Origin of the sequence: Rathayibacter sp. VKM Ac-2759, from assembly GCF_009834225.1 — a bacterium.
GTDB lineage: Bacteria > Actinomycetota > Actinomycetes > Actinomycetales > Microbacteriaceae > Rathayibacter.
Genome location: NZ_CP047176.1, coordinates 3,802,728 through 3,826,245 on the forward strand (window position 1 = coordinate 3,802,728; position 23,518 = coordinate 3,826,245).

Below are 23,518 nucleotides of genomic sequence, written 5' to 3' on the forward strand. Positions count from 1 at the left end.
ATCTAGGCCGGGCGCGGTCCGCCCGGCTCCGGAACGAGCCGAAGGCCGCCCTGCGAGCTCGCGGCGAGCATCAGCGCCTCGATCCAGTCGCGGTTGATCGACGGCTGGCGACCGCCGTGGAACCGGTACGAGATCGGCACCGCGGGGTGCAGCCAGATCTTCATGCGGCCCCCGCCCATCTCCTGCCCCTGCGACCACGAGAACGCGAACGACTCGTCGCGTCGCAGCTTGGCGGTGATGACGATCTCGAGGTGCGCGAGGACGCGGTCCTCGAACGGGGCCTCGATGCCTCCGGGGTAGTTCAGCAGTCCCACGGGACGCTCCGTCTCCGGCCGGCGGGCCGTCTCTGCGCGCGGGCGGATCCGACGACGCCCCGCAGTCTCCCAGGCGCGGATGCGAAACGCCCGGGCCGGGCCGTTCGGGAAGCAGTGCGACCTAGACTCCCGCGTTCGCGCCATCCTGGAACGGAACCGGGTATGCGCACTATTATTGGCGAGTACGTATTTTTTTGGGTAGTCGGAGGACGATCATGAGAACGCAGTCGCCGCTGTCCGTGATCACGCCGACCGTCGACGGAGACGTCCTCGCGGTCCTCGCCCGCGCCGACCAGGCCTTCACGATCAGCGAGATCCGGTCGCTCGTCGGCGGCCGCTCTCCCGAGGGGATCCGCCGGGCCCTCGCGCGCCTCGCGGACGAGGGGATCGTCCTGACCCAGGTCGCGGGTCGCACCGCCCTCTACCGCCTGAATCGCGACCACCTCGCCGCCCCCTCGGTGATCGCCCTGGCGCACCTGAGCGAGACACTCCTCGAGCGGCTCGTCGCCGAGCTGCAGGGCTGGCGCGAGCGACCCGTGTACGCGGCGCTCTTCGGCTCGGCCGCGCGCCGCGACATGCACGCCGCGAGCGACCTCGACCTCTTCCTGCTGCAGCCCGACGACCACTCCGAGGACTGGGACGAGCAGGTGGCGACGCTCGTCCGACGCGCCCGTGGCTGGACGGGGAACGACCCGCGGGTCCTCCAGCTCGCGGAGAGCGACGCGCGGGACGCAGCTGCCGAGGATCCGGTCCTCCAGTCGGTGGCCGACGAGGGCGTTCCGCTGGTCGGGGCGCCGGGAGCGTTCCGACGATTGATCGGCGCACGGTGACAGCGGATCGCGTCGCCGACCCATCGGCCGGTGCCGGACGCCTGTCGAAGGCGGAGGAGTTCGCGGAGGCGGCAGCCGTCTTCGTCTCGATCGAGGGCCGGATCGAGAGCCCTGACGCCTTCGTGACGCTCGCCGTGCACGCCGGGATCGCCGCGAGCGACGCGATCTGCATCCGGAAGCTCGGCCGGTACTCTCCGACCGGATCCCACTCCGACTCGGTCGCGCTGCTGCGGCGCGCGGATCCGGAGGCGGCGAAGCACCTCGAGCGCCTGCTCACGCTGAAGACCAAGGCCGGCTACTCCGCCCGCCCCGTCACCACGGCCGAGGCCCTCGCCGCGAACCGCGCCCACCTCGAGCTCCTCGCCCGCGCCCGTCGCGCCTGACCGCGCTCAGGGGATGCCGGGGCGCGCGCGCCAGGATTGCGGTGACCACCACTCGACAGGGAGGCCCCGTGCCCGCCAGCACCCAGAACCACGACTACGACGTCGCCGTGATCGGAGCCGGCCCGGCCGGGACCGCGGCCGCCCTGCGCGCCGCGGAGCTCGGCGCGAGCGTCGTCGTCCTCGAGGCCGCCCGCGTCGGCGGCACCTGCGTCAACACCGGCTGCGTGCCGACCCGCGTGCTCGCGAAGACCGCGCGGATCATCCGCGAGGCGCGCACCGCCTCCGACTACGGCATCGACGTCGGCACCCCCGCGATCGACTGGACCGCGACGGTCCGGCACGTGCACGAGCGCGTCGACACGGTGCGCTCGATCAAGCGCGAGGCCGAGCGGTTCGCCGAGGCGGGCGTCGAGCTCGTGCACGAGGGGCGCGCGCGGTTCGCCGACGAGAGCACGCTCGTGCTCGACAGCGGCCGCCGCATCACCGCCCGCTCGATCCTCATCTGCGTCGGCGGCCACTCGCGCCGCCTCCCGATCCCCGGCGCCGAGCTGGCGACGGTCCCCGAGGACGTGCTCGAGCTGCCGGCCCTCCCCCGCCGCGTCGCGGTCATCGGAGGCGGCAACACGGGCGCCCAGCTCGTCACGGTCTTCAACGCCTTCGGCTCGGAGGTGACGCTGCTCGATCTCGCGCCGCGCATCCTCACGACCTCGGACGCGAGCATCTCGGAGTACGTCGCCGCGGCGTTCGAGCGCCAGGGCGTGCACGTGCACACCGGCATCGAGACGGTCGAGCGCCTCGACCGCGCAGACGACGGGGCGATCGACATCCGCTGGCGCGAGGGCGGCGAGACGCGCACCGAGCGCATGGACGCGGTCATCATGGCCACCGGCTGGCCCGCCGACGTCGAGGACCTGGGGCTCGAGAACGCCGGCATCGAGGTGGTGCGCTCCGCGATCCCCGCCGATCAGTACTTCCGCACGATCGTGCCGCACGTCTTCGCGGTCGGCGATGCGAACGGGCGCGACATGCTCGTGCAGGCGGCGCAGTTCGAGGCGGAGGCGGCGGCCGAGAACGCGGTGCTCGGCGCGAACCGCAGGAGCCCGCAGCACCTCCTCCCGGCGGGCGGATTCACGGACCCGGACTACGCGGGCGTCGGATTCACGATCGAGCAGGCGCGCGAGCGCGACGCCCAGTGCGTCGTCGCCTCGGTGCCGTTCTCGGTGCTGGACCGCGCGGTGATCGACGACCGCGAGAGCGGGTTCCTGACGCTGATCGCCGACCGGCGGCGCGAGCTGCTGCTCGGCGCGCACGCCGTGGGCGAGAACGCGATCGAGGTGGTGCAGTCGGTGACCACGGCGATGGCGGCAGGAGTCGACGTCGCGACCCTCGCGAACGTGCGGTTCGCCTACCCGACCTACAGCGCGGTGATCGGCATGGCGGCGCGGGCCCTGCTCGCCGAGCCCGCGCGGCCGACCGAGCTCGACTAGCCGATCCGCGGAGGGGGTGCCAGCCCCATCTGCGCGCGGCACCGCCTCCGAATGATGAGGAGTGGGCACTCCGCCCGCCGCACCGAGAGGAACCCCGTGCCGATCTCCGCTGTCGACTACGCCCACATCCGACTGACCGTCCGTGACATCGCCGTCTCGCGCGCGTTCTACGACTCCGTCTTCGGGTTCGACGTCGCCTTCGAGGCGCCGCCCGCCGACGCGCCCGCAGAGGAGAAGGAGAAGCTCGCCTTCCTGTTCGGGGGCGTGATCTACCAGTTCCCCGGCGGACTCCTCGGGCTGCGTCCCGTCGCCGAGGCCGGCGACAGCTTCGATGAGGACCGCGTCGGACTCGACCACCTGAGCTTCGCGGTGGGCAGCGCCGACGAGCTGAAGGCGGCCGCGGCCGTCCTCGACGACCTCGGCATCGCGCACGAGCCGATCAAGGAGACCGGCGGCCAGAGCATCCTCGAGTTCCGCGACCCCGACAACATCGCGCTCGAGATCTCCGCGGCGAGCTGAGGTCAGTTCCGGCCGCACAACGTCGGCCGAGAAGCGGCGTCGCGCTCGATCGTGGCTGCGACGGCGTCTCGGCTGACGTTGTGCGGGGATGCTCGCGAGGCCGCCGGCTCTCTCCGGGCGGTCGTCGGGCCGAGGTCGTGGCAGTCGTCGGTCACTCGTCGCCGCACAACATCAGCTGAGAGTGGTGGGCCTCCGCCCACACGGGAGGGCCCCCCGTCTCAGCTGATGGTGCGCCCGCACGCGGTGCGATCAGCGGCGCCAGAGGTACGGAGTCGTCGTCGACACCTTCACGAGGCCCGAGCGCTCGAGGATCGGGCGCGAGTACTCGGTCGAGTCGCTGTGCACGAGCGTCCGGCCGAGCTGCAGGGCCGAGCGGGCGCGGACGGCGGTGAGTGCGCGGTAGATGCCGCGTCCGCGGTACTCCTCGAGCGTGGCGCCGCCCCAGATGCCGACGAAGTCGCTGCCGGGCACCGGCTCGAGACGTCCGCCGCTGACCATGCGGCCGTCGATCTCGGCGACCCACAGCTCCATGCCGTCGCCGCGGGCGAGCCGGGCCACGAGCGAGTCGGCGATGGCGACGTCGACGTCCTCGCCGAACGCGGCGTCGATCATCGCGCTGAAAGCCCGCACGTCGGGCTCGTCGACGACCCGTCGGAGGGTCACTCCATCGGGTACTGGGGCGTCGCGGGTGAGCGCCTCGAGCGGGCCGATCATGATCGACTCCGTCTCCTCCGGCACGAAGCCGTACTCGATCAGAGCCTCGTGGAGCCCGGGCGCATGATCGTGGCCGCGGGTCTTCCACTCGACCTTCCTGATGTCCGAATCGGCCGCGAAGTGCTCGCGCGCGGCCGCGACGAGGTCGCGGATCGCCTCAGCCCCCGCACCGCCGAGATCGCGGTAGGTCACGAAGCCGCGCCCGCCGGCGAACGTGACCAGGCGGAGGGGGCCGAGCCGCGTCACCGAGACGGCGCTCGGGGTCTCGGCATCGGTGCGCAGCTGGTCGTCGTAGGCGTTCAGGTACTCGCTGATCATCGGGCCCACGCTACGGGAGGCGCCACGATGTCGGTGCCCGTCGCTACGGTCTGGGCATGACCTTCGCGAATGTCGGCACCCTCGGTGCCCTGCCCGGACGCCGCGGCGACCTCGTCGCCCTGCTCACCGCCCGCAACGATGCGCTCGAACGGGTCGGCTGCCTCGCCTACGAGGTGGGGATCTCCGACGACATGGCTGACACGGTCTTCGTCGTCGAGCTGTGGACGAGCGCCGAGGCGCACCGTGCCTCGCTCGAGCTGCCCGAGGTGCAGGCGGCGATCGCCGCCGCGCGCCCGCTGCTCAGCGGCGAGTTCGGCGGCTTCCGCTTCGACGTCGTCGGGTCGCCGCTGCGCGACTGAGCGGGCGCGAGCGCTCAGCCCAGTCGGCTGCGCAACGGCGGGTCGCCGCCCGCGCGAGAGGCGGTGACGGCCGCGACGCGGGCCGCCCACCGGCCGATCCGCGCGAGCTCGTCCTCGTCGAGCACGGCCGAGGGAGCATCGAGGCGGGCGTCGATCAGCGCACCCATCGCGGAGTCTCCGGCGCCGACCGTGTCGACGACGTCGACCCGCTCGGCGGGCACGTGGACGCGGCCGGCCCTCGAGGCGAGGACCAGGCCGTCGCCCCCGAGGGTGACGACCGCGAGGGCGGTTCCGGAGGCGAGGAGGGCGTCGAGGACCGCGTCGACGGATCGGCCGGGGTGAAGCCACCGTGCGTCCTCATCGCTGAGCTTCACCGTGTCGCACCGCGGGAGGATCTGCTCGACGACACCGAGCACCTCGCGGCGGGGCGGCAGCAGATCGGCGCGGATGTTGGGGTCAAGACTCAGCGTCGTCCCCTCGGGCAGACGGCCGACCAGGTCGGCCACCCGGCCGGCCCCCGGAGCGAGGAAGGCGGCGGCCGATCCCGTGTGGACGTGCCGGGCGCCGCCCGGATCCACCGGATCCGGATCCCACGACAGGTCGAAGTCGTAGCGAGCGGATCCGTCGGCGCCGATGCGGGCGACGGCGCTCGAGGTGCTCCCCCGCCCCGTCGCGCGGACACGCACACCCGAGGCGCCGAGGTGCGAGCGCGCCCGCTCCCCGCGAGCATCGTCTCCGAGGTCGGTCGCGAAGCCGACCGATCGCCCGAGCCGGGCGAGCGTCAGCGCGACGATCGCGGGAGAGCCGCCGACGTGCTCGCGCCGGTGCCCGTCGTACTCGACGACGTCGATCACGGTCTCGCCGACGACGAGGACGTCACCCGTCGTCACTCGGCCGCCTCTCGGACGCGGAGAGTGGTGAACGGCGCGGTCGGGAACACCAGCTGGGTCAGCGTGCTGAGCCCTCCCCCGAGGAAGATCTCGACGACCGAGGCGTCGATGACGATGCAGATCGCCACTCGGCCCGACTCGTCGGGCGCGGGCAGAGGAGCCCAGTCCACCGAGGGGAACGACGGAGCGAAGTCGACGGCGCCGCTGCGGGTGCGGTCGCAGGTCAGCACCCCCTCGCCGGCGTCGACGGTGATGACCACCTCGTCGTCGGTCTCGTCGGTGAGGAGGCGGAGCTCGGTCCGGTCGCCGGGGAGGCACGACACGCTGACGTCGAAGACGGTGCAGGCGCGCGCCGCCGCGGCTGCAGGGAGGACGGGCCGCTGCGCGAGCGCGAGCCGCCCGTCGGATCCGGTGACGAGGTCGAGCTCGCGCACGAGCGACATCGCAGAGCGCCACGGCCCGGTGGGGGTCTCGTTGGCGTAGTCCCAGTTGCTCGCCCAGGCGATCGTGAGCCGGCGCTCGTCCGGGGCGTCGTTGAACGACACGGCGGCGTAGTAGTCGCGGCCGTAGTCGAGCCAGTCGTAGTCGGCGAGATCGGCGGAGTCGCTGATCCGATCGGCAGTGAAGGTCGTGCCGTCGAAGTCCCCGACGAAGTACTGACTGCCGGATCCTCCCGCGACGCCGCCCGGGTTCAGGCTGACGATGAGGAGCCACTTGGTGTCCTCCGACCCCCGGATGCGCAGGGGGAAGAGATCGGGGCACTCCCAGACGCCGCCGACGGCGTGCGCCGGGCCGAAGTCGGAGCGGCGGGTCCACGTCCTGAGGTCGTGCGAGGTGTAGACGACGACGCGGCGTTCGACGGCCTCGACGGCGACCATCACCCAGTGGCCGTCGTCGCCGCCGAACCAGAACACCTTCGGGTCGCGGAACTCCGCCGATCCGATGTCGAGGACGGGATTGCCCGCGTAGCGGGTCCAGGTCGCGCCGTCGTCGAGGCTGAACGCGAGGGCCTGCGCCTGGGAGGCACCGGAGCCGTCGGCGAGCGGCGCGCGGGCGGCGGTGTAGACCGCGACCAGGGCCGTCTCTCCGGGGCCGGCGAAGCCCGCCGTGTTGCGGACGTCGGCGACGGCGCTGCCCGAGAAGGCCATCTCTCCGTCGAGGACGGGAATCGCGACCGGCTGCTCCGTCCACGACACGAGATCGGTGGAGGTCGCATGACCCCAGGACATGTTGCCCCAGGTGCTCCCGCTCGGATTGTTCTGGAAGAACAGGTGGTACGTGCCGTTGTGGAAGAGCAGCCCGTTGGGGTCGTTCAACCAGGTCGATGCGGCGGTGAAGTGGGCGGCCGGACGCCAGGCGTCGGTCGTCGTGGTGAGGGTCACAGGGGCTCCTGAGTGAGGGGATCGGTGCTGCCGGGCGGGGGTGCGGGCAGTCCGCCCGCGCCCCCGGGGGACTACTCGCCGCCGCTCTGGAAGCGGTCGTAGGCCTGCTGGTACGTGGCCGTGACGTCGGAGGCGCCCATCGACTCGAGCTGTGAGACGTAGGAGTCCCATTCGTCGTCGACCGTGCCGTTGACGATCCAGGTCGCGAACTTCTCCTTGACCAGGGTGTTGATGTCGGTGAGCGCGTACGAGACGCGGTCGAGCTCGTCGTTCGAGAGCATCACCGGCGGGTAGGCGTCGTTCGCCTTGAACGGGAGGTAGTACTCGTTCACGAGGTCCTGACGCTCCTTGGCGCGGGGCTCGGGCGCGACGACCGTCTCGAAGTCCTCCTTCGTGGTGATCTTCGGCCCACCGGGCGCGACCTTCTGGCGGCGCTCGCCCTCGGCCTCACCGGCCGCAGCGGGGATCTGCACGAGCATCCCGGAGGCGTCCTTCTCGAGCGTCACGCCGAGGGGCCCCCAGCTGGTCTGGGCGCTCATCTCGGGGTCGAAGAGGCGGTCGGCCCAGCGCATCGTGGCGGCCGGGTACTCGTTCGAGCGCGTGATCGCCATCGCACCGCGGTTGATCTCCTGGTTGTTGGTGACGCTGGCGCGCTTCTCACCGTCGACGCCCTCGAGCACACCGAGCACGGCGTAGTCGCCGAGGCGGTCCTCGCCGATCATCTCCTTCGCCTCCCACCAGAAGAAGGAACCGAGGATCTCGGTGTCGGCCTTGCCCTTGGAGAGGTAGGCGACGTCGTCCTGCGAGAACGACTCCGGATCGATCAGACCGTCGGAGTACCACTCGGAGAGGGCCTCGACGCCCTGCTTGTAGCCGTCGGTGTCCGCGGTGAACTGCACCTCGCCGTCGACGACGATGCGGTGATCATTGTTCTCGGGCTGTCCGCCGAGGGCCGCGATCAGGTCGTTCGGGTTCGCGCAGAAGGAGTCGGTGCGGAACGAGAGCGGGATCTCGTCGGCCTCGCCGTTGCCGTTCGGGTCCTGAGTCTTGAACGCCTCGAGGGCGGCGCGGTACTCCTCGATGGTGGTCGGCATCGGGATGCCGAGCTTCTCGAGCCAGGCCGTGTTGATGAAGAGGAAGTTCGGGTACTGGAGGATCCCGAGCTCCTCGACCGAGGGCAGCGTGTAGATGTGCCCGTCGGAGGCGGTCAGCGCGGCGCGGATGTCGGGTCGCTCCTCGAGGATGCCCGAGAGGGTCGGCGCGTACTGCTCGATCAGGTCCTCGAGCGGTACGAGGGTGCCGTTCTCGCCGTACTGCACGATCTCGGCGTCGGTGAGCCCGGAGTTGAAGAGCACGTTCGGCACGTCGTCGCTGGCGAGGAGGAGGTTCTTCTTCTCGGCGTAGACCTGCTCGGGGAGGTTCTTCCACTCGATGGCGATGTTGGTGTCCTGCTCCCACTGCTGCACGAGCTGCATCGTGGAGTAGTCGGGCGAGAGCGCCGACTTGGTGCCACCGAAGGTGAGCGACAGGGTGTCGTCGACGATCGGGAGGCCGGTCTCGTTGAAGCCGACCTCCGACGACCGGTCCTCGACCGGGTCGGAGCCGCCGCCGCCGGTGCAGCCGGAGAGCAGGAGTGCGCCGGAGAGTCCGAGGGCGGTGATGGTGAAGAAACTGCGGTGTCTCATCGTTCTGATTCCTCTGTGATGGTGCGGCGGGATCGCCGGATGGTGCTGCGGGACAGCCGGAAGGGGTGGCGGAGTCGCCGGGCGGTGCAGGAAGGAGGGGTCAGCTCTTCACGGCGCCGAGAAGGGCGCCCTTGGTGAAGTGCTTCTGCATGAAGGGCAGCACGATCAGGAGGGGGATCGTCGAGATGACGATCATTCCGTACTTGATCAGCTCGCCCAGGCGCTGGGCGGCGGCGTAGGAGTCCATCGCTCCCGAGCCTCCGGCGGCGGTGACCTCGGACTGGATGAGGACGTTGCGGAGCACCAGCTGGAGCGGGTACTTGCTCTCGTCGTCGAGGTAGATGAGCGCGTCGAAGAAGGCGTTCCAGTTGGCCACGAGGTGGATCATGATCATCAGGAAGATCAGCGGCTTCGACAGCGGCAGGACGATGCTGAAGAAGAAGCGGAAGTCGCTCGCGCCGTCCATCTGCGCCGCGTCGCGCAGCTCTCCGGGAACGTTGTTCTCGAAGAAGGCGCGGGCGATGATCAGGTTCCAGACGCCGACCGCTCCCGGCAGGACCACGGCCCAGATGCTGTCGAGCAGTCCGAGATCGCGCACCACGAGGTAGCGGGCGATCAGGCCTCCGTCGATGAACATCGTGACGATGAACAGGAGGAGGAAGAAGGTCCTGCCGTAGAGGTCCTTCCTCGACAGCGCGTAGGCAGCGCAGAGGATGGTGGCGACGCTGATCGCGGTGCCGACGACCGTGTAGAGCACCGAGTTGCCGAAGCCCTGCCAGATCGCGCCGTCCGAGAAGATCCGGGCGTAGCCCTCGAGCGTGAAGCCCTCGGGCCAGAGCCAGACGTTCCCGTTGAGGATCTGCGACGGCTCGCTGAACGACGCGATGACGATGAAGTACATCGGGTAGATGATCGCGACGATCGCCAGGACCAGGACGGTGATCGCGACGGTGTTGAAGACGGGGTCCGCGAATCGTCCGCGGGTGGGCGGGGCGGGGCGGTGGGGCGAGGGCGGTGCCGGCTGCGGGCGGACGGCGGACTGGGGGTGGATGGTCTGGGTCATGGCGTCATCACCAAAGGCTCGATTGGCCCGCCCGGCGTGCGACCCAGTTGAAGGTCGCCAGGAGGACGAGGTTGATCAGGGAGTTGAACAGGCCGATCGCGGCCGAGTAGCTGAACTGCGCTTGCTGCAGGCCCGCTTTGTAGACGTAGGTCTGGATCACCTCGGAGGTCGGCAGGTTGAGGTCGGTCTGCATGAGCAGGACCTTCTCGAAGCCGAGATTGAAGAGGTTGCCGATCGCGAGGATGAACAGGATGGTGATCACCGGCATGATCCCGGGGATGTCGATATGCCGGATCCGCTGCCACTTGCTCGCACCGTCGACCCTCGCCGCCTCGTGGAGAGCGGGATCGATCGCGGTCAGCGCAGCGAGGTAGACGATCATCGAGAAGCCGGCGTTCTGCCAGATGTCGGAGCCGATGTAGAGCGGGCGGAACCAGTCCGGCGACCCCATGAAGAAGACCGGCTCGCCTCCGAGGGCCACGATCGCGCTGTTCACGATCCCGGAGCGCGGCGAGAAGAGCAGGTGGATCATGCCGACCACGACGACCACCGAGATGAACGAGGGCGAGTAGAGCACCGTCTGCGTGAACTTCTTGAAGCGCTCGCTCTGCAGCTGGTTGACGATCAGCGCGAGGACGATCGGGACCGGGAAGGCGATCAGCAGTCCGAGGGCGTTCACCGTCAGCGTGTTCTCGATCAGCCGCCCGAACTGGAACGACGAGACGAACCTGGTGAAGTTGTCCAGGCCCACCCAGGGGCTGCCCGAGAACCCCTCCGACGGGTTGTAGTCGCGGAACGCGATCTGCGCGCCGTACATCGGCCAGTACTTGAACAGGACGACGAAGACGACGGCGGGGGCGAGTAGTACGTATAACTGCCAGGACCGCACGGCGCGCTTGAGATTCGCACCGAACCTCTGCCTCGGTGTCAGGATCCGCCGGGGCCTCGCGACCCTGGCGGTGGAGTGTGTTGCCGTCATGCGCGCACCTTTGCACTCGCCACAGATCCTCGGAGGACCGGTGAGCATTCGATGGGATGGGATCGGGGGTCCTCGCGCGGATCGGCGAGGAGGATCGAGACGGCCTGGCGGGCCATCCGCTCGTAGGGAAGCGCCATGGTCGTGAGACCGGGATCGAGGTAGGCGGCGAGGGTCTCCTGATCGTCGAAGCCGACGACCGAGCAGTCGTCGGGCACGCGGAGGCCTCGGGCCTCGAGGGTGCGGTAGGCACCCCACGCCGTGCGGTCGTTGCCGCAGAAGATCGCCGTCGGAGGGTCGGCTTCGTCGAGGAGCTCGGCCGTGAGGGCCAGGCCGTCCTCGACGGTGCCGCCCTGGCCGTGGCGCACCAGGCGGGGATCGACGACGAGTCCCGCCTCCTCGAGCGCACGGCGGTAGCCCGCCAGGCGACCGACACCGGCCGGGAGATCGTTCCCGGCGGGCTGGATGTCGATGTAGGCGATCCGCTCGTGACCGGCGTCGGTCAGCTGACGGGTGGCGACGTAGCCGCCGCGCTCCTCATCGGGGAAGACGCTCGAGAACCGGCCGTCGGCGGCCTGGGCGTTCGCGACGACCGTCGGGACGTCGTGGAGCGCCTCCGGGACCTCGACGACGCGGTGGTACATCGAGGCGTAGATCACGCCGAGCACCCGGTAGGAGAGCATCATGTCGATCGCCGAGGACTCGAGCGCCTTCTCGCCGAAGGTGTCGACGCTCAGGATGACGTGACCGCTCTCCCAGGCCTGCTTCTGAGCCCCCTGGAGGAGGCGACCGGCGAACGGAGCGCTGGCGACCTCGTCCGAGACGAAGCCGATAATGCCCGACTGGCCGCTGCGGAGGGACTTCGCGAACGCGTTGGTGCGGTAGCCGAGGGCCTCGACCGCCTCCATGACCCGGGCGCGCGTCGCCTCGGTCACCCGGTTGCCGGGAGCGTTGTTGAGCACGAGGGACACGGTCGCCTGCGAGACGCCTGCGCGCTCGGCCACCTGCCACATCGTGGCCGTGCGTCGAACCATGTCCACCTCCTCGTGTCGATCGGTCATTCGTATAACTGGAAGATACACAGCGGTCGCTGCGGGGTCAACAGGCGGTCTCTCACGACTCCGCGGGCAGCAGGACGAGGGCCCGCGCCTGCTCCTCCGAGGCTGGTGGATCTCCTAGGAGAAGTCACCTTCCACGTCCGGCCCCCTGCTTGCTGATCGAGTAGCCCGCGGAGCGGGCGTATCGAGATCCCCCACCTTCAGAAGGCCGGGTCAGACCTCTGATCTGCTGACGCTGGTGGGTCTCGATACGCCCCTGCGGGGCTACTCGACCAGCAGGCCAGCGGGCGCGCGCCCCTTTTCCCTCACCACCCGGACGCGAAGCGGCTACGCCGCTCGAGACGCCCCGCTCCGCGGCCTCCGGGCGCTCCCCGGTCGATCCGTCGCGGACGGCTCGTTCGAGTCGACGGAGATGGGCCGTTCGTGACGAGTCGATCGAGACGGGCGGTCAGTTGCCGGTGACCTGGCCGATGAGGTCCTGGATGAAGGGGACGACGTCCTGGGCCTGGTCGACGCTGGCGAAGGCGGTGGTGACCAGGGGCCAGATCGAGCCGATCAGGGTCGCGACGACGGCGGCGACCGCCGCCACCCAGGCCAGGGCCGCGTTGCGCGACACGAAGGCGAGGGCGAGGGCGGCGAGGCCGATCAGGAAGCTGATCACGATCGAGAGCGTGATCGCGCCGACCGGGACGTCGAGAACGCCGACGGTCGTGGCGTCGGCGGCGCCGATCAGCCCGAGCACGGGCAGCAGCACGGCGAAGACGACGATCGCGCTCACGATGACGCCGGTCGCGAAGGCGATCCAGGCGGCTCGGGGCTTCCGGCGCGAACCTCCGAACGAGCGGGTCCTCATCGGACTACTCCTGCCCGGCGCGGTGCGAGGCCGTGGCGTCGTCGGAGGCGGACACGCTCTCGGCCGGCTCGCTCTCGACCGGCTCGATCTCGACGGCGACCGGCGGCGTGGAGACGGCCGATCCTCCGTCGACGGGCTCGACCTCGACGCGCACGACGAACTCGGCGGCGACGGGCGCCTCGGCCTCGACCGGGCGGTCGGCGGCAGGCCGGTCGGCGGCGGCACGCGCCTCGTCGGCCTCGCGCTCCTCACCGACAGCGTCGGCAGCCGAGTCGAGGGCGTCCGCCGTCTGCTCGCGCGCGGAGTCGATGGCGTCGCGCGCCTTGTCGACGAGAGGCTCGCCGTACTCGCGCTCGTCGTCGGGCACCTCGATCGGGTCGAACGGACCGTGCACGTCGGTGACGGTGACGTTCACCACGACGGAGCCTGCGGCGAGCGGCGCAGCGGCGCGGGAGACCTGCTCGCGGGTCGCGTCGATCACGGTCTTCACCCTGTGCGGGTACTCGACGACCAGGTCGAGGTCGACGGTGGTGACGCCGTCGGCGCGGCTGACCGTCACTCCGGGGCTCGTGCTCGTGCCCAGCACAGCGCGCGCGGCGCGGTCGAGGCTGCGGGCGGCGGTGCCGCCGAGGTGGTGGACCCCGCTGACGCCGACGGCGGTCTCGGCCGCGGCGGTCGCCACGAGGCGCTCGATCGACTCGCCCTCGGGGTGGCCGCGGTCTACGGCGCCGAGGTCGATCGTGCGGTCGGAATCGGTCATGGGGTGCTCCTCGAAGTTCTCGACCCGCGGTGGCGGGCGCTCTCCGGCCCTCCCGGACAGGAGGGCCGGACGGTGGTGCTCGGTCAGCTCACGCGGGCGGGGCTGCTCGAGCGGCTGCGGAGTCCGCTGACGATCTGGATGACGACGGGGGTCTCCTCTCCGAGGAGCACGTCCCAGCGGCGGACGGCCGTGTCGATGCTGCGACGCACCTGCACCGGCGAGACGCCGCGGCGGGTGTGCGCGGTGACGCGGAGGACGTTCTGCCGACGGATCTCGAAGGCGGTGACGTCGACGGAGACGATGGCGGAGTCGTGCGACAGCGCCTCCTCGAGGACCTGCTCGGCGACCTTCGCGTCGATGGTCACGGAGCCTCCGGTCGGAGTCCCCGCTCCCGAGCCGGATCCGACGCGCAGCAGCGTCGAGGTGCGGCCGCGGCCCTGGCGCACGATGAAGCGCACCAGCAGGAGGATCAGGACGAGCGCGACGACGGCGCTCACCCAGAGGATCCAGGGCTGCCCGTTCAGAGCGTCGGTCGTCGGCTGCGTCGCGTCGTCGGCGGCCGTCGAGACGGTCTGCTGCACGTCCGGCAGGAGCGACCCCGCCGCGACGGCACCGCCGACGACGAGGAGCACGAGCCCCACGACGAACAGCAGCAGCCGGTTGAGGAATCGGTTGGTGGTGGTCATCAGCGGACCGTCCCCTTCTCGGACAGGCGCACGCGGGCGCGCAGGCGGGGGCTGTAGTCGTAGGTCGCCAGCTCGGCGTCGACGGCCTCGCGGATGCCGCCGATGTCGGTGCTACGGCCCGACGTGCGGGCCACGGTGACGCCGACCGTGCTCCTGCCGATCGACACCGACACCTGGTCCGGATCGACGTCGCTGGCGTAGGCGGCGGTGCGGGCGACGCTCTGGGCGATCACGCGGTCGTCGACGACGGTGGCCGTGCGGCCGGAGCCGGCGATGCGACGTCCGCGACGCCCGGGGGCGAACGAGAGGACGAGCAGGACGAGCCCGATCAGGGCGGCAACCGCTCCCGCGGCGGCGGTCAGCGCGATGGGGGCGCTGGCCGCACTGAGCAGCGCGGTCGCGCCATCCTGCGGGGCCACGAGCAGCGCGGGCTGCCCGAGGGCGGCGATCACCGCCTCCGTGCCGAGCCAGGCGAAGAGCAGGATCAGCACGGCGGCGAGCACGATCGCCGAACCGGAGCGCGACGAGTGCGTCTCGCGTCGGAGGATGCGCGGGTACAGCGACCCTGCGGTGGTGGTGGGGGTCGTCACGACACCCTCCTTCGTTCTCGGAGGTCGGCGCCCGTGACGCGGAGGTCGACCCGGCCGATGGTGGAGCCGGTGAGCTCCAGGCACTGGGAGCGGATGGTGGTCTGGGCCGCGCTCAGGCGGGAGAGCAGCGTCCCGGAGGAGCGCCGGTCCGACTCGCCCAGCGGCGTGATGCGGAGGGGGGCCTGCGCGGTGACGTGGAGGCGTCCTCCGTCGTCGTCGAGCTCGACGGACACCTCGGACGCCGAGACGTCGAGCGCCTCCGCGGTGACGGCCGACACGACCCGGCGCACGGCGCGCGAGGTGATCGTCGTGCGGCCGTGGCGGGCCTGGTCGGCCATCACCGCCGCGGTCACGAGGTCCGCCGCCCGCGGAGGGTGTCGGCCAGCGAGCGCAGATCGAGCCTGCCCTCGATCACACGACCGGCACCGAAGCCGATCGCCATGGCCAGGGCGACGAAGAGCATCGCCCAGAAGCCGAAGGCGAGGGCCGCGAGGGCGAGGACGGCGCCGAGGACGAGCCCGGTGCGGGAGGGAGTCACTTGACGCGGCTCTCGGTGTCCTCGTCCTTGTCGTCCGAGGGGATGTAGACGTCGGACACCGTCACGTTGACCTCGGTGACCTCCATGCCGACGACCGAGGTGATGGCCTCGGAGACGGCGGAGCGGATGCTGTCGGCGAGCTTCTGCAGCGCGACGGGGTACTCGGCGACGACGGTGATGTCGGCGGCGACCTGCTTCTCGCCGACCTCGACCGAGATGCCCTGGCCGCGGTCCTGCGCGTTGATCGCGTTGCGGATCGCGCCGATGGCGCGGGCGGCTCCGCCGCCGAGGTCGTGCACGCCGGGGACCTGGCGGGCGGCGATGCCGGCGACCTTCTCGACGACGCCGTCGGCGATGGTGTTCTTGCCGGTCGAGGTCGCGGTGCCGTGCTTGGCCGAGGAGGGGGTGGGGGTGACGTTGGTCATGGTCTTCTCCGGTGTCGTGATGAGGGGCGCGGAATCCGCGGTGCCGACGTTCTGCGGCACATGGATCAGACGTGCCGTCGGCCCCGGTCGTCCCGCCGATTCAGCCGAAGTGCAGGGAGGGCCGCGGGTCGACGCGCTTGGCGGCCAACCTCCTCCACAGGTCATGGCGAGGCTGTTCGTCCTGCGGCCAGGCGTGTCAGGCGCGGAGGGTGTGGCTCGGCTTCTCGTCGAAGCGGGCCTGGTACGAGCTCGCGAAGCGGCCGAGATTGCCGAAGCCCCACGCGCGCGCGACGGCGGCCACGGTGGTCGAGCAGGGGTCGCCCGCGACGAGGTCCTTGCGGGCCCGGTCGAGGCGGATGTCGCGCAGGTAGACCGACGGCGAGACTCCGAGGTGCCGCTGCGTCGCCTGCTGGAGGGTGCGCGTGTGCAGCCCGGCGGCGCGCGCGGCGTCGGCCGGGGCGATCGGCTCGTGGGCGTGGTGCTGGAGGAAGTCGAGCGCGACCCTGGTCCGCGACGCCGACGGGCGGCGCAGGACCGCCGGGACGTCCCACGCGCGCCACGGGAACAGCAGGAGCAGCGCGCGGGCGAGGTTGAGCTCGGCGGTGAAGCGGACGAGCGGCGCGATGGCGGCCGTCGCGAGCGCGGCGCTCGCCTCCGACACTGCGGCGCGCCACCGGGCGAGCACGCCGGGATCGGGGTCGGCCTCGTGGTCGAACGACACGGGCTGCCGGGGGCCGGCGTGCGACTCCGTCGCGACGTCCTCGAGGAAGCCGGGCGCGAAGTGGATCAGGTTCTGGCGGTGCGGCCGGAAGTCGAGCTCGAACTGCCGCTCGGCGGGGAAGAGGAACGGCGCCGACGCGGCTCCGGTGCGGGTGAAGGGGCGGAGGTTGAGGACGCCTCCGCCGGCCCGGAACCAGCCGACGACGTACTCGCGCAGGTGCGGCACCTCGCCGCTCAGAAGGCCCGAGCAGTCGGAGGTGCGCAGCGTCACGCGCTCGCTGCCGCGGTAGGCGTAGCGGAAGGAGAAGTCGCGCGAGGCCGGAGCCGCGCGGAAGGTGCCGCCACCGTAGGCCTCGGCGTAGACGGCGGACGCCTGGTCGGGGTTCTCGCCCGCGGCCTCGAAGCGCCGCTCGACGCCGTCGCCCGCGTCGCCGGACGCGAACGGGCTGCCCATCGTGAAGGTCGACCCGCTCATGACGGCTGCTCGAGCCGTCGGAGGAGGAAGGAGTGCATGGCCGTGCTTCTCTCGTGTCGAGGCCCTGTCGCGCGGACGCCGGCGGGCGTCGGACGGAGGGCGGTTACAGATCAGACGAGTCCCGACGGGGAATCGTCACGGATCCGCCTCCGATTCGCCCCTCGCTCGGGTGACAGAGCGGGGCGCTGGAGGGCGGCTCTCTCGCACTGCGGCCATCCGATTCGGCGGTCGAGCGTCGAGGCTGGTAGTCATTCGGAGCGGCGGTCACACTGGGGGCGGCAGCGACGCGGATCGACGGACCGCAGGCGACGGGAGGCGATCATCGACGACGACGACCCCCTCCTCAGCGCCTCGGACGCCACCCTCGCCGCCCGCGCCGTCGACGGCGATGTGCAGGCCTTCGAGCAGCTCGCGCGCCGCCACGGCGCGCTGATGCGGGTCTACGCGGCCAAGCTCCTGGGCTCCGAGATCGAGTCGGACGACGTGGTCCAGGAGGCGTTCCTCACCGGCTGGCGGCAGCTCTCGGACCTCGACAGCCCGGCCCGCATCCGCCCCTGGCTGATGCGGATCGTGTCGCACAAGGCGATCGACCGGATCCGCGTCCGCCGCCGCCACGACGACATCGACGACTGGGACCCGCCCGCTCCCGCCGAGTACTCGCCGGAGCGGATCGTCGAGGCGCGACTCCAGCTGGACGCCGTCTGGGAGGCGCTGGACCGATTGCCCGCCGATCAGCGACGCTGTTGGCTACTCCGCGAGACCGCCGGCTACAGCTACCAGGAGATCGCCGACGCCCTCGACCTCCCCGTCTCGACCGTCCGCGGGCTCCTCGCCCGGGCACGACGATTCCTGCTCCACGAACTGGAGGCATGGCGATGACACCCGACGACGACGCCCTGCCCGAGGGGCCGGACGTGACTCCGGAGGCGGCGGCACCCGCCGAGCCGGCCGACGACTTCGACGGCCACACGCTCGACGAGCTGAGCGACTACCTCGACCGCGGACGGCAGCCCTACGACCCGTCGATCGAGGGCTCCGCCGCGTGCCGCCTCGCCCTGGCGAACCTCACGCGTCTCAACGAGCTCTCGGCACGGGCCCTGCGGCGCGAGTCCGAGCGGGAGCCCGACCGCGACGAGGTCTGGATCGCGGGCCTGCTCGACGCGATCCGCGCGGAGGTGCGCTCGGGACGCGACGTGCCCGTGCGCCACCCCGACCCGACCCTCCGGCTCGCGCTGACGGAGGCGGCGGTCCGCGGCATGATCCGCCGCGCCGGCGACACGATGGGCGGCGTCATCATGGGCCGCTGCACGCTCGACGGCGACGTCACGACTCCGGGCGCGGTCATCCGCGTGGATGTCACCTTCGCACTCGAGTTCGGGCTCACGGTCGCCGAGGTCGGCGACCGGCTCCGCGAGCGCATCCGCTACGCCCTCGAGCGCCACACCGAACTCGTCGTCGGCGCGATCGACGTCACCGTCGACGACGTCTACCCCCGCCGGGAGGACCGACCGTGACCGACGACACCGCGCTCTCGCAGCGCCTCACCGCCGCGATCCGCGACACGGAGGGGGTCGCCGGGGTCTACCCGGCGCAGCCGATCCTCGAGGCGGCGGCCGACGCGATCGCCGTGAAGCTGGCGCTGCGGCAGCCCGACGTGCTCGTCGACATCGACCGGTCGGAGGGGTTCACGACGGTCAGCGCGCACATCTCGGCGGTCGCGGCGCTGCCCGCCCCCGACACCCTCCGCGCGGTCGGCGAGCGCCTGCGCGGGATGCTCGAGTCGGAGCTCTCGGGCCCGTTCGCCGTCACCGTCAAGGTGCGCCTGATCGAGGACTCGGGGCGCGCCGAGCGCTGACGCCCTCGACTCGCGGGTGGAGAGAGGGACGTCAGGCGTCGTTCGGGCGCGCGTCCTGCGGGCGGGAGTCCGCGGGGGTGGCGTGCGCCTCCTCCTTGTCGATGCGCGTGACGGCGCCGCAGTGCGAGCACTCGAGGAGGTAGCGGGTCGAGACGGTCAGCAGGGGCACGAAGAAGAGCGAGAGCTTCGTGCGGCTGCGCAGCACGTGCTGCTCGGCGCGCACACCGCAGACCCGGCAGACGGACACGAGGACGCGGAGGACGTCCTCGACCGAGCGGGTCCCGAAGATGAGCAGCATGCGGCCGAGCCTACGGAGGCGGCGCCGGTCGGCCGAGGGGGTTGCGGGAGCCGCCGGGCCGCTGGTCGGGTATCCGCTCACGGCGGGCTAGTCGATCAGCCGGCGCGCTCGACGGGCGCGTACGCCCACTCCGGGTCGTGGCCCGGCCAGACCTCGACGCCCGGAGTCGCGGCGAGGTCGGCGAGGCGGTCGATCGAGCGCTGGGCGGCGTCGGCGTCGGCGGGCTTCGCCGTCCAGCCGCAGGGCACCCGCTCGTCGAGGTTCTGGCGCAGGTCGGCCGCATCGCAGGCGAGTACGACGGAGCGGTCGCCGAGGTCCACGCGGAACGACTGGTGCCCCGGGGTGTGCCCCCTCGTATCCAGCGCCGCGACGCCCTCGGCCAGCTCGGTGTCGCCGTCGAGCAGCAGCACCCGCACGTCGGCGTCGAGCAGATCGGAGGCGACCACCGTCTCGCGGCGCCCGATCCCCTCCCCCAGCCACTCCCACTCGCGCCGCTGCAGCGCGACCGGGGTGCCCGACGGCACGAGGCGCAGGCCGCCCGTGTGGTCGAGGTGGAGGTGCGAGAGGGCGACCAGTGCGAGATCGGCCCAGCGCAGACCGGCCGCGGCCACCGCCTCCGCCAGCGCATCGCCGGGAGGCACCACGGCGGTGTAGCTCTCGTAGTCGTAGTGCGTGGCGCGCTGCACCGGGTCGCGCACGAGGTCGAGGTTGAAGCCGCCGTCGATGAGGATCCAGCCGCCCGGATACACGAGGGCGGCGGCGGTGACCGGCTCGAGCAGGAAGCGGGCGGGGTCGCCTCCGAGCACCGAGATCGCCTCGCTGATGGGCTCGTAGCCGACGACGAACGGCACGAGGCGCAGCGCGGGACCGCCGAGGTCGAGCGCGCGGGGCCAGGTTGCGGGCATGGAGCTCCTTGTCACGGGCGACCGATTGGATACAATGTTGACGAAAGCGAATCCATTCTGTCTCACTCCGCGAGGGAAGTCATGACCGGCGCCATCCCCATCAACATCCCGATCACCACCGAGATGCTCCACTGGGGGCGCCGCCCCAGCTACGAGATGGTCGAGCAGATCATCGACGGCTACCCCTCCGATGTCTCGCGCTGGCTGATCGGCGCGCACACCGGCACCCACGTCGACGCTCCGTCGCATTTCGTGCCGGGCGCCGCGACCGTCGACGAGATCGCACTCGAGAGCGTGGTGGGCCCGGTGCGCGTGCTCGATCTGCGCCACGTCGACGAGGAGATCTCGGCCGAGGACCTCGAGGCGGCGGGGGCGGCCGGAGCCGTGCGCGTGCTGTTCCGCACCCGCAACTCCACGGATGCGCTCACCCGCCCCGTGAAGTCCGAGACCTGGGTGGGTCTCGGGCCGAGCGGCGCGCAGTGGCTCGTCGATCACGGCGTGCTCTTCGCGGGTCTCGACTACATGACGATGGAGGCGCCCGCGAACACGGAGGAGTGGCCGACCCACGTCATCCTCTGCAGCGCGGGGGTCGTCATCCTCGAGAACGCGGATCTCTCGAAGGTCGAGCCGGGCGACTACCTGATGGTGTGCCAGCCCGTCGCATTCGAGGGCCGCGAGGCGGCGCCCGCGCCGACGGTGCTGCTGCCCCTGCCGGCGACGTGACGGCGGCCGTCCGGGGCGCCTCCGGCTCGCAGGATCCCCTCCGGCGCTCCTCCGGCTCGCAGAATCACCTTCGGCTCGCAGGAATCGGCGGATTCGACGAGCCGAACGTGATCTCACGAGCCGAAGGTGCCCCGGAGTCGCTCCTCGAGCAGCACCCCGGCGCGTCAGACCCCCGCCGGCTCCAGCACTCCCGCCTGCTCCTCGTCGAGCTCGCGGCGCACCGTCCGCTCGCCGTCGACCTCGCGCGTCGAGCGCGGCACGAGCAGCCCGACGACGACGTACGTGCCGAAGCCGATCGCCGCGGCCACCAGCGTGGCGTAGCCGTCGAACCCGGCTCCGACCAGGTCGTTCGGGATGTAGAAGATGTCGTTCGGCACGCCGTAGAGCGTCGGGGTGAGCGCCAGGAACACCATCCGCACGGCGAATCCGACGGCCGCCGAGACGAGCGCCGCGGCGACTCCCGGGCGCTTCCAGAAGATGCCGAAGAGGAACGGCGCGGCCAGGCACGCGAGCATGAGGTCGAACGCGAGCGTCAGCAGGATGCCGGTCTGGCTCACCCGGATCGCGAGGAACGAGCCGAGCACCACGATCGGGATCATCGCGACGCGGGTCCACTTGAGCAGCGGGTCCGAGCCGGAGCCGGTGTGCCGACGCACCGAGAGCACGTTGCGCACCACGATCGCCGAGGTCGCCAGGATCGCACCGGACGCCGTCGAGAACGACGCGGCGACGACTCCCGAGAGCACGAGGATCGCGATCACCGGAGGCGCGTAGTCGTCGAGCAGGGTGAACAGCACGGGTCCGTCGGCGGTCGTGATGCCCAGCACGGCGGTCGCGGTCAGGGCGACGATCGCGAAGATGGAGCCGATCGCGGCAGTGCCGACGGCGGCCGCGTAGCAGGCGCGACGCGCCACCTCCGGCGACCTGGCGCCGAAGATGCGCTGCATGAAGTCGATCGCGACGAGGTCGCCGATGCCGAGCGCGACGAGGGTCGCCCAGTTGACGGGCGCGCCCATCGCGGGGTCGGTGAGCTGCTCGAAGTCGAACGGGCCCATCCCCTCCGGGATCACGATGCCGTAGGCGAGCGCGACCCAGACGAGCAGCGAGATCGCGGCGACCACGGTGATCACGGTCTGGATGGCCGCCGTGTACGCGTCCGAGAAGAGGCCGCCGGCGATCGTGTAGCTGAGCACGAGGGCGACCGAGAGGATCACGCCCCACACGTACGGGATGCCGGCGAACCGCTCGAGCAGGAATCCGCAGGCGACGAGGTTGCCCGCGAGCAGGATCGTGAACGAGAGCACCATTATCACGGAGGCGACGATCTCGGTGGTGCGGTCGTACCGCATCCGGAAGAAGTCGGCGAGGGTGAAGAGCTTCATCGCGTTCATGGGCTTGGCGAGGAAGAGGCCCGTGATCAGGAGGCAGATCGCCAGGCCGATCGCGAGCGAGGCGCCCGCCCAGAAGCCGAACTGCGAGGTGAGGTCGGTGTTGCCGACGGTCGCGTTCGAGTCGACCGCCGCGGCGGTGAGCGAGACGGCGACGAGGGGGATGCCGAGGCGGCGCCCGGCGACGAGGTAGTTGGCGCTGTCGCCGTCGATCTTGCGGGCGACCGCGATGCCGACGGCGAGGACCACCAGGACGGTGATCCCCACTCCGAGGATGATCATGCGTGCTCCGAGCTGCTGAGTGGTGCGGCGGGGTGTTTCTATCGGTTGATAGACACGGATCCTGCCGCGCGCTCGGGCGTGGAGTTTTTCGGGCGTGCAACGAACGTGTTAACTCCGTCGCGCGCTCGTGCCGCCGGTGCCCGTCTCGAGACGCCAGAAGTTGTCGTACTCGGTGGTCGAGTGCGACAACTCCTGGAGTCTCGCGGGGGCGGAGTGGCGCGCGGCGCGTCAGCGGAGGCGCGGCAGCAGGCCCGGGCCGACGGCGAGCGCCTCGGCGACGTCGGCGCGGTCGAGGTCGAGCACGCGCAGGGCGGCGAGCGCCACCGCCTCCGCGTAGGCGTCCGAGACGTCGGGCTGCCGCCGGCGCTGCAGGATCACGTTCTCGACGAGCGCGAGGACGAGCGATGCGCCGGTGTCCGCGTCCGCGACTCCGCAGGCCGCGACCAGCGTGCAGTAGGCGGTCTCGAGCTCGGAGCGGCGCTCGCGGAACTCGGCGAAGCGCTCGTCGCCGAGCTCGGGCAGCAGGTAGAGCGCGCCGATGTTGTGCTCGCCCGCGGCGAGGAGGCGCACGTCCGAGACGCAGAGGGCCCAGAGCCGCGCGGCCGGAGGCTCCTCCCGCGTCAGGAGGATCGCCGCGGCGTCGAGCGAGGGCTGCACGGTTCCGAGCAGCAGCTCGAGCAGCACCGCGTGCTTGCCGCCGAAGTGGTGGTAGAGCGAGGCCTGGCGGATGCCCGCCGCGGCGGCGATCGCGTGCGTGCTGGTGCTGCCGAACCCCTCCGTGCAGAACAGGGCGGCGCTCGCGGCGAGGATGTCGGCGCGCGTGCCCAGGCCGGTCAGCGACGCTCCGGAGGCGCGCGGCCGTCCGGTGGGTGCGCTCGACATGCGCTCGACCGTAGCAGCGGCGCGCGGCCCGGCCGGCGGTCGAGACTCCAGGAGTTGTCGCACTGGGCGCCGAGTGCGACAACTTTCGCGGAGTCGCACGGGGAGGCCCGCACCGCGACGAAACACGATCGCAACACCGGGGTCACGTCCGCGTCACGGG

General features: G+C 71.4%; 29 protein-coding genes. 9 read left to right on the plus strand and 20 right to left on the minus strand.

The features are described 5' to 3' along the window. Positions 1 to 2 precede the first annotated feature (2 nt). Positions 3 to 314 carry an ATP-dependent DNA ligase gene (locus GSU68_RS17680; protein WP_159909946.1) on the minus strand — a complete coding sequence of 104 codons (312 nt, stop codon included), beginning with the start codon at positions 312 to 314 and terminating at the stop codon, positions 3 to 5. A gap of 215 nt (positions 315 to 529) precedes the next feature. On the opposite strand from GSU68_RS17680, the gene GSU68_RS17685 reads away from it, so the two are divergent. From GSU68_RS17685 to GSU68_RS17700, 4 genes are all read left to right on the plus strand, one after another. Then, the gene (locus tag GSU68_RS17685) at positions 530 to 1,144 is read left to right on the plus strand and encodes a nucleotidyltransferase domain-containing protein (RefSeq protein ID WP_159909947.1); all 615 of its coding nucleotides are present in this window, start codon (positions 530 to 532) and stop codon (positions 1,142 to 1,144) included. Then, on the plus strand, positions 1,141 to 1,527 hold the full coding sequence (locus GSU68_RS17690) for a hypothetical protein (RefSeq protein WP_159909948.1): 387 nt from the start codon (positions 1,141 to 1,143) through the stop codon (positions 1,525 to 1,527). Before GSU68_RS17685 ends, GSU68_RS17690 begins: the two co-directional genes overlap by 4 nt. 68 nt (positions 1,528 to 1,595) lie before the next feature. Then, on the plus strand, positions 1,596 to 3,014 hold the full coding sequence (locus tag GSU68_RS17695) for an NAD(P)/FAD-dependent oxidoreductase (RefSeq protein WP_244259328.1): 1,419 nt from the start codon (positions 1,596 to 1,598) through the stop codon (positions 3,012 to 3,014). A gap of 96 nt (positions 3,015 to 3,110) precedes the next feature. Next, positions 3,111 to 3,533, plus strand: a complete 423-nt coding sequence (locus GSU68_RS17700; protein ID WP_159909949.1) for a VOC family protein — start codon at positions 3,111 to 3,113, stop codon at positions 3,531 to 3,533. Positions 3,534 to 3,782: 249 nt separating this feature from the next. On the opposite strand, the gene GSU68_RS17705 is transcribed toward GSU68_RS17700, so the two are convergent. Then, entirely contained in the window at positions 3,783 to 4,565 is a 783-nt protein-coding gene (locus GSU68_RS17705) for a GNAT family N-acetyltransferase (RefSeq protein ID WP_159909950.1), read from the minus strand. A gap of 56 nt (positions 4,566 to 4,621) precedes the next feature. On the opposite strand from GSU68_RS17705, the gene GSU68_RS17710 reads away from it, so the two are divergent. Further along, on the plus strand, positions 4,622 to 4,924 hold the full coding sequence (locus GSU68_RS17710) for an antibiotic biosynthesis monooxygenase (RefSeq protein WP_159909951.1): 303 nt from the start codon (positions 4,622 to 4,624) through the stop codon (positions 4,922 to 4,924). A 14-nt stretch (positions 4,925 to 4,938) separates the two neighbouring features. Here GSU68_RS17710 and GSU68_RS17715 read toward each other — a convergent pair whose 3' ends face one another. The 14 genes from GSU68_RS17715 to GSU68_RS17780 form a co-directional block, all read right to left on the minus strand. Continuing rightward, positions 4,939 to 5,814 (minus strand): carbohydrate kinase, encoded by an 876-nt coding sequence (locus GSU68_RS17715; protein WP_159909952.1) that lies wholly within the window; start codon positions 5,812 to 5,814, stop codon positions 4,939 to 4,941. After that, a complete protein-coding gene (locus tag GSU68_RS17720) occupies positions 5,811 to 7,196 on the minus strand; it encodes a glycoside hydrolase family 32 protein (protein WP_244259329.1) in 1,386 nt (461 codons plus the stop codon). Before GSU68_RS17720 ends, GSU68_RS17715 begins: the two co-directional genes overlap by 4 nt. A gap of 71 nt (positions 7,197 to 7,267) precedes the next feature. Then, positions 7,268 to 8,881 (minus strand): ABC transporter substrate-binding protein, encoded by a 1,614-nt coding sequence (locus GSU68_RS17725; RefSeq protein WP_159909954.1) that lies wholly within the window; start codon positions 8,879 to 8,881, stop codon positions 7,268 to 7,270. A gap of 100 nt (positions 8,882 to 8,981) precedes the next feature. Beyond that, a complete protein-coding gene (locus GSU68_RS17730) occupies positions 8,982 to 9,944 on the minus strand; it encodes a carbohydrate ABC transporter permease (RefSeq protein WP_159909955.1) in 963 nt (320 codons plus the stop codon). A gap of 7 nt (positions 9,945 to 9,951) precedes the next feature. Next, positions 9,952 to 10,833 carry an ABC transporter permease subunit gene (locus GSU68_RS17735; protein WP_244259330.1) on the minus strand — a complete coding sequence of 294 codons (882 nt, stop codon included), beginning with the start codon at positions 10,831 to 10,833 and terminating at the stop codon, positions 9,952 to 9,954. Positions 10,834 to 10,919: 86 nt separating this feature from the next. Further along, positions 10,920 to 11,954 carry a LacI family DNA-binding transcriptional regulator gene (locus GSU68_RS17740; RefSeq protein ID WP_159909957.1) on the minus strand — a complete coding sequence of 345 codons (1,035 nt, stop codon included), beginning with the start codon at positions 11,952 to 11,954 and terminating at the stop codon, positions 10,920 to 10,922. 472 nt (positions 11,955 to 12,426) lie between these two features. Further along, the gene (locus tag GSU68_RS17745) at positions 12,427 to 12,831 is read right to left on the minus strand and encodes a hypothetical protein (RefSeq protein WP_159909958.1); all 405 of its coding nucleotides are present in this window, start codon (positions 12,829 to 12,831) and stop codon (positions 12,427 to 12,429) included. Positions 12,832 to 12,835: 4 nt separating this feature from the next. Further along, on the minus strand, positions 12,836 to 13,591 hold the full coding sequence (locus GSU68_RS17750; RefSeq protein ID WP_159909959.1) for an Asp23/Gls24 family envelope stress response protein: 756 nt from the start codon (positions 13,589 to 13,591) through the stop codon (positions 12,836 to 12,838). An 83-nt stretch (positions 13,592 to 13,674) separates the two neighbouring features. Beyond that, positions 13,675 to 14,277: a hypothetical protein gene (locus GSU68_RS17755; RefSeq protein WP_159909960.1), complete on the minus strand. Its 603-nt coding sequence runs from the start codon at positions 14,275 to 14,277 to the stop codon at positions 13,675 to 13,677. Then, positions 14,277 to 14,867 (minus strand): DUF6286 domain-containing protein, encoded by a 591-nt coding sequence (locus GSU68_RS17760; RefSeq protein ID WP_159909961.1) that lies wholly within the window; start codon positions 14,865 to 14,867, stop codon positions 14,277 to 14,279. Before GSU68_RS17760 ends, GSU68_RS17755 begins: the two co-directional genes overlap by 1 nt. Beyond that, positions 14,864 to 15,220 (minus strand): hypothetical protein, encoded by a 357-nt coding sequence (locus GSU68_RS17765; protein ID WP_244259331.1) that lies wholly within the window; start codon positions 15,218 to 15,220, stop codon positions 14,864 to 14,866. The genes GSU68_RS17760 and GSU68_RS17765 overlap by 4 nt, the downstream gene beginning before the upstream one ends. Continuing rightward, positions 15,217 to 15,405, minus strand: coding sequence for a DUF2273 domain-containing protein (locus GSU68_RS17770; RefSeq protein ID WP_159909962.1), 189 nt, complete (start codon positions 15,403 to 15,405; stop codon positions 15,217 to 15,219). Before GSU68_RS17770 ends, GSU68_RS17765 begins: the two co-directional genes overlap by 4 nt. Continuing rightward, a complete protein-coding gene (locus tag GSU68_RS17775) occupies positions 15,402 to 15,830 on the minus strand; it encodes an Asp23/Gls24 family envelope stress response protein (protein ID WP_159909963.1) in 429 nt (142 codons plus the stop codon). Before GSU68_RS17775 ends, GSU68_RS17770 begins: the two co-directional genes overlap by 4 nt. 196 nt (positions 15,831 to 16,026) lie before the next feature. After that, on the minus strand, positions 16,027 to 17,025 hold the full coding sequence (locus tag GSU68_RS17780; RefSeq protein WP_159909964.1) for a helix-turn-helix domain-containing protein: 999 nt from the start codon (positions 17,023 to 17,025) through the stop codon (positions 16,027 to 16,029). A gap of 390 nt (positions 17,026 to 17,415) precedes the next feature. Here GSU68_RS17780 and GSU68_RS19975 point away from each other — a divergent pair, with 390 nt between their 5' ends. The 3 genes from GSU68_RS19975 to GSU68_RS17795 are packed head-to-tail and all read left to right on the plus strand — an operon-like array spanning position 17,416 to position 18,880. Then, positions 17,416 to 17,904, plus strand: coding sequence for a sigma-70 family RNA polymerase sigma factor (locus GSU68_RS19975; protein ID WP_244259332.1), 489 nt, complete (start codon positions 17,416 to 17,418; stop codon positions 17,902 to 17,904). Further along, entirely contained in the window at positions 17,895 to 18,539 is a 645-nt protein-coding gene (locus tag GSU68_RS17790; protein WP_159909966.1) for an Asp23/Gls24 family envelope stress response protein, read from the plus strand. The genes GSU68_RS19975 and GSU68_RS17790 overlap by 10 nt, the downstream gene beginning before the upstream one ends. Then, positions 18,536 to 18,880 (plus strand): hypothetical protein, encoded by a 345-nt coding sequence (locus GSU68_RS17795; protein ID WP_159909967.1) that lies wholly within the window; start codon positions 18,536 to 18,538, stop codon positions 18,878 to 18,880. Before GSU68_RS17790 ends, GSU68_RS17795 begins: the two co-directional genes overlap by 4 nt. Positions 18,881 to 18,911: 31 nt before the next feature. Here the strand turns inward: GSU68_RS17795 and GSU68_RS17800 are convergent, their stop codons facing one another. Both GSU68_RS17800 and GSU68_RS17805 read right to left on the minus strand, forming a co-directional pair. Then, positions 18,912 to 19,178, minus strand: a complete 267-nt coding sequence (locus tag GSU68_RS17800) for a zinc-ribbon domain-containing protein (RefSeq protein WP_208544612.1) — start codon at positions 19,176 to 19,178, stop codon at positions 18,912 to 18,914. A 95-nt stretch (positions 19,179 to 19,273) separates the two neighbouring features. Continuing rightward, positions 19,274 to 20,083 (minus strand): N-acyl homoserine lactonase family protein, encoded by an 810-nt coding sequence (locus GSU68_RS17805; protein WP_159909968.1) that lies wholly within the window; start codon positions 20,081 to 20,083, stop codon positions 19,274 to 19,276. Between the two features lie 81 nt (positions 20,084 to 20,164). On the opposite strand from GSU68_RS17805, the gene GSU68_RS17810 reads away from it, so the two are divergent. Beyond that, positions 20,165 to 20,806, plus strand: coding sequence for a cyclase family protein (locus GSU68_RS17810; RefSeq protein WP_159909969.1), 642 nt, complete (start codon positions 20,165 to 20,167; stop codon positions 20,804 to 20,806). A gap of 164 nt (positions 20,807 to 20,970) precedes the next feature. On the opposite strand, the gene GSU68_RS17815 is transcribed toward GSU68_RS17810, so the two are convergent. Then, entirely contained in the window at positions 20,971 to 22,476 is a 1,506-nt protein-coding gene (locus GSU68_RS17815; protein ID WP_159909970.1) for a sodium:solute symporter family protein, read from the minus strand. 228 nt (positions 22,477 to 22,704) lie between these two features. Further along, positions 22,705 to 23,358 (minus strand): TetR/AcrR family transcriptional regulator, encoded by a 654-nt coding sequence (locus GSU68_RS17820; protein ID WP_159909971.1) that lies wholly within the window; start codon positions 23,356 to 23,358, stop codon positions 22,705 to 22,707. Positions 23,359 to 23,518: the final 160 nt, after the last annotated feature.